1 protein-coding gene is annotated in these 2,782 nt (G+C 36.4%); it reads left to right on the top strand.

All coding sequences use genetic code 11. The features are described from left to right. Window positions 1-2,782: Rib/alpha-like domain-containing protein (locus HMPREF3265_RS12745; protein WP_256323931.1), on the top strand; the 2,782-nt coding region annotated here is incomplete at both ends.

Raw genomic sequence — 2,782 nt, 5'->3', positions numbered from 1 at the left:
AGAAGTGACAAAAGAAGAACAACCAAGTGCTGAAAAAGTTAAAAATAACACTTCAGACATTTCGCAAGTGAAAGATGAAGCAACAGCTGCTACATATTATAAAGAAGCTGCTAATGTTTCGGACGAAAAAGCTGAAGAAGTCATTCGCGACTTAGGTCTAGATACAGAAAGCATGAGTGAACAAGAATTACAACTTGCATTAATTAAAGATTTAGCTAATAAACAAAAAGAAAGCCAACCCTTAGCAACAGCATTGAGAGCTGCTTCACCTAACAATAGTGAATCAATTAATGTTGCTTCAAACGAACTTATCAATACATTAGCTGTATCGTCAAATGAAATTATTGATGCTGATGCAATTGCTTCAGGAAAGATTACAAAAGGTTCTGACTTCCAAGTAACAAAAGGTATCGTTAGTGGATGGTTAGATGTTGCTACAAATAACTATACTCCTGGTATTAATGGCTCACAAACAGCATTAAATGATTATAAAGTTTATTTACAGTGGATGGATAAAGATGGAACTGTATCTCCTGTATATCAAGCAACGACACATGATTTAGGTGGTACAAGAGCTGGACAAGGTGGTAATGGAACATACGCATTTGATATAGGCGATGGCTGGACAGATGCAAATGGTAAGTTACACAAACCAGACTTTCAATCTGTATCAAGGCAAAAATATAAAATGTGGTTAGCGCCAGGTCAAAAATCAGAAAATGGAAATGAATACTTTACTTATAGAAAACAACCAGGTAATTCAACAGGATTTTCTGGTGCAGTAGTGCCAACAGGTGAATTTATTCTAGCAAATCATAGTATTCAAAGAACGGCTGTTTATGTATATGAAAAACCAAGTAACGTAACGATGACAACACCGGAATCTGAGTGGAAATACGACGATAAAGGACCAGACAGTAACCCTTCTTATCTACCAGACTCAATAAACAAGAAAGATCGTTATGCTGTAAGTGGTAAAGTTTGGTGGGAAACAACCACTACTGGAACGACATATCCTACTTCAGCTGGTGAATCATTTGTAGACCAAACTTTAGAAGAAGCTAAGGATGGCTTTAGAGTAGTAACAAGTGTGTTAACTCCTGAAGGAAAACAAGCTCTTTCTACTACAAATGGCATAGACGATGTAAATGAACGTATTAAAGCACAACAAGAATTAATCAAAAAAAATCCAGAATACATTCAACAAACAGTAGTTGCACCAATCGTAGATGGTAGTTATACTGCAAGATTTGATGACAAATTTGATGTTAATTATATGTATCAATATGTAATGGATAAAGATGGTAATGTAGTTCCTGGTTATACTGGCTACTCATCTCCAGTATTCACTTCTCCTAATGACTATGCTGGTTCAGTACCATTTATTGCACCTAATAAGTCATATGCTTATAATGTACATTTTGCATTAGTAGCTGATCCAGCTAAATATGATATTGATATTACTAATTTTGATGCTATTGATAATATAGCTCATCCTGGTGATACAGCTATAAGTAATGTAAGTTCAATGTATTATCCAGGTGAAAAAACTGAAATTGTTTGGTTAGATACATCAGGTGATAAACCTGTAGAACTTTCAAGAACTGAAGTAAATAATGAAGCTGAAGCAGAGCAAGCAGCACAATTTACAGTTCCTGAAGATATTGATAGTAGAAAAACATATACTGTTCAATTAGTAGTTAATGGTAATGTAATCGGAGCAGATTCATTTGCAGCTGATAATATCGTACAACCTGAAATTGATCCAATTGATGATCAAACAGTTGTTGAAGGTAATCCAATTACAGAAGTCACTATAAATACTAATAAACCTGACGCAGAGGTTACAGTTGAAGGGCTACCAGAAGGTGTAACATATGACCCTGAAACAGGAATTATTTCTGGCACACCAGTAGTAAATGACTGGAAAGATAATTGGGACCCAAGTAATTCATCAGCAAGTACATTTGAAGAAGAGCGTGATTTCCCTGTAACTGTTACATTAACTGATGAAAATGGAACAACTACCAGTGAAGATTTTGTTATTAAAGTTCAAAGAGATACAGATAAAGACGGAAATCCAGACATTAATGATAATGATGATGATGGCGATGGTGTACAAGACGATGACGAGATTAATGAATCAACAAATCCTAAAGACTCAGAAAATCATTTAGGAGATAATGATCGTTACGACCCAACAGTAGAAGAAGTTAACAAAGACCATGGCACACCAACAACAGAAGAAGACGTAACAGGAGCAGTTACAGTACCAGATTATCCAAGTGAAGGAGAACAACCAGTCATCACAGTGGATGATCCGAACCAATTACCGGACGGTAATACACCAGGAACAACAAACGTAGATGTGACGGTAACATATCCAGATGGAACAACAGATCACATCGAAGTACCAGTAACTGTAGGTAATCAAGCAGATAATGATGCTTATGAGCCAACAACAGAAGGTGTGGACAAACAATATGGTGAACCAACAACTGAGGATGATGTAACAGGAGCAGTAACAATTCCAGATTATCCATCAGATAAAGAACAACCAACAATCACAGTGGATGATCCAACACAATTACCAGACGGTAATACACCAGGAACAACAAACGTAGATGTGACGGTAACATATCCAGATGGAACAACAGATCACATCGAAGTACCAGTAACTGTAGGTAATCAAGCAGATAATGATGCTTATGAGCCAACAACAGAAGGTGTGGACAAACAATATGGTGAACCAACAACTGAGGATGATGTAACAGGAGCAGTA

This window comes from Staphylococcus sp. HMSC62B09 (assembly GCF_001839115.1).
Classification (GTDB): Bacteria; Bacillota; Bacilli; order Staphylococcales; family Staphylococcaceae; genus Staphylococcus; species Staphylococcus haemolyticus.
Note: the sequence above shows the minus strand (reverse complement) of the source record. Positions and strands in the feature narration are given on the sequence as shown.